Raw genomic sequence first — 2437 nt, forward strand, 5'->3', positions numbered from 1 at the left:
GAAGGAGCACAGCTGCGATGACGATCAGAACCGAGAGCCGCATAACGATCGCCAATAGCGTCGGTGAGGTGTGGGCGTACCTCTGTGACGTCGGACGCTGGCCGGAGTGGGCGCCAACGGTTCTCGAAGGCCGGGTTCGCGCAGGAGCTCCGCTTCAGCCCGGCGCGCGGGTGGATCAGCGGGCGAAGCTGATACTCGGGCTGACTCGCAGCCGGAGCCAGGAGGTGACCGTTGTCGAGGCGCCCCGCTCCCTGGCGTTCGCCGGGCCAATGGGCACTTCCGCGGCGCGCTGGGGCATGGAACTCGAACCGGTGGACGATAAGCAGACTGACGCCAAGATGTGGATTGAGGTCGATCTCGCAGGCATCATGCGGGCGATCCCCGGCCGCATTCTCAAAGGCCGAATCCAGCGCGTAAGCGACCAGGAGATGGCGGCGATCAAGGCCGCGGTCGACTCCGCTACGCCGGGAGGCGCGGAGTTCTAGAGGGGTGCCGCGCGGTTCTCCCGCGACGCTACCGAGATCGAGGAGCACACCGTGAGCCAGATCGACCGTACGCGAGAGCACCTGATCGAGACATACCGCAAGAAGGCCAAGCACTACGACGTCACCTCCCGGCTCTACCCCGCGCCCGGCTACCCCCAGAAGACACAGCGCCTCCGGGCCGTACGAGCGCTCGGCCTTCGAGCGGGTGGCCGCGTGATCGACATCGCGTGTGGCACAGGTCTGAATTTCCCGCTGCTTGAGCAGGTCATCGGTCCCGACGGCCGGATCGTCGGCGTCGATCTGACGGACGCGATGCTCGCCCGTGCCCAGGATCGGATACAGACGAACGGCTGGAGCAACGTCAGCCTCGTGCAAGCCGACGCCGCCGACTTCGACTTCCCAACAGAGGCCGACGCGATCCTTTCCACGTACGCCTTGTCGCAGGTGCCCGAGTGCGCGGAGGTCATCGCCCACGGCGCCGCGGCCCTTTCCGGAGGCGGACGCTGGGTCGTGCTGGATCTCAAGGTTCCCGGCAACACGCCCGGGTGGCTGGCGCAGCTCGGAACCGCGATCGTGCGGCCCTTCGCGTCCATAGACGAATGGATCGTGCGCCGTCCGTGGGAGGCGATCCACGCAGCCATGCAGGAAGAACTGGCCGATCTCTCCTGGACGGAGTTGTTCTTCGGAACCGCATTCCTCGCTGCCGGGTCCCGCGGCCTGGGGCCTTCCGGCGTTCCGAGATCGACGTAGATGCATCGCATGCTGACACGCCCAGGATCGACCGGAGCGACCGACGCCAGGCCATACACGACCTTCCTCGCCGTCAGCGCCACGACCGCGGCGCTCGTCTTGAGCGCGTGCAGTGGATCGAGCCACAGCAGCACGTCCTGCGCGACGCCCGCGACTTCAGCCACCGCCGCCAATCCGGTGCAGCGAGAGAATTCGCGCCCCGGCACCCCCGGCTGGGAGATCCCAGCCGGCGCGGGAACGGTGATCACCGGTTATGCCTCGGAGACCAGCGTCGCCCCGGGGCAAAGCTTCGACCTGCACGTGGCCGCGCCGCCAGGCTCGCGCTATCGGGTGCTTGTGTACCGGTTGGGGTGGTACCAGGGCGTTGGGGGGCGCCTGATCATGTGTCTGCCTGGATGCAGCTCGAGCCGCGCCGCGATTGCACAGCCCCCGCCAACCACACCCGACTCCGTCACCGGCCTGTTCCGGGCTCCCTGGCGGGTCACCGATCGTGTCGAGATCCCGCCCGACGCGGTCTCCGGCTACTACGAGGCCAAGCTCGAGATCGTGGCCGGCGCACACGGCGGCGCCGTAGGGAGCGTTCCGCTGATCGTGCGCCAGAGTCCGGCGGCCCCGGCGTCCGCGGTGCTGGTCCAGGTGCCGGTCAACACCTGGGAGGCCTACAACCGTTGGGGCGGCAAGAGCCTCTACCAGTTCAACACCAAGATGCACGCTCTCGAGGTGTCGTTCGATCGGCCCTTCGACCAGCAGATGTTCCACGACATGGTCACGGAGCTCGAGCTGCCCTGGGTCCGCTTCCTGGAGTGCAACGGCATCGACGTCTCCTACCAGACCGACGTCGACACGGACGGCGATCCTGGCTCGCTGCCGCGTCACCGTTTGGTGTTCTCCATCGGCCACGACGAATACTGGTCGCAGCAAATGCGGGACGCCTTCGACCGGGCGCTGGCGCTGTCCACGAACTTCATGTTCGGCTCCAACAACGGCGAGTGGCGGATGCGCTACGCCGACGGCCGGCGAACGATCGTGGAGTGGAGGGATCCCTCGATCGATCCGGCCCGCGACGCGAGCCTCGACAACGGGTACTTCAGCACGTTCGGCGAGCCCGAGTGCGAGCTGATGGCAGTACAGCACTTGTGGGCCGCGCAGCGCGATCTGACCGCGCCGCCCACCTCGTACACGGTCGTGGGGCCGCGCAGCGA

3 protein-coding genes are annotated in these 2437 nt (G+C 67.5%); all 3 read left to right on the top strand.

What is annotated here, in order from left to right:
• Positions 1 to 17: 17 nt before the first annotated feature.
• A complete protein-coding gene (locus VGZ32_RS06845; RefSeq protein ID WP_326884999.1) occupies positions 18 to 485 on the top strand; it encodes an SRPBCC family protein in 468 nt (155 codons plus the stop codon).
• A 51-nt stretch (positions 486 to 536) separates the two neighbouring features.
• On the top strand, positions 537 to 1235 hold the full coding sequence (locus VGZ32_RS06850) for a class I SAM-dependent methyltransferase (RefSeq protein ID WP_326885001.1): 699 nt from the start codon (positions 537 to 539) through the stop codon (positions 1233 to 1235).
• 9 nt (positions 1236 to 1244) lie between these two features.
• A partial coding sequence (locus VGZ32_RS06855; RefSeq protein WP_326885002.1) for a N,N-dimethylformamidase beta subunit family domain-containing protein occupies positions 1245 to 2437 on the top strand: 1193 nt, incomplete at its 3' end.

The organism is Actinocrinis sp. (assembly GCF_035938995.1).
Lineage (GTDB): Bacteria > Actinomycetota > Actinomycetes > Streptomycetales > Catenulisporaceae > DASZGI01.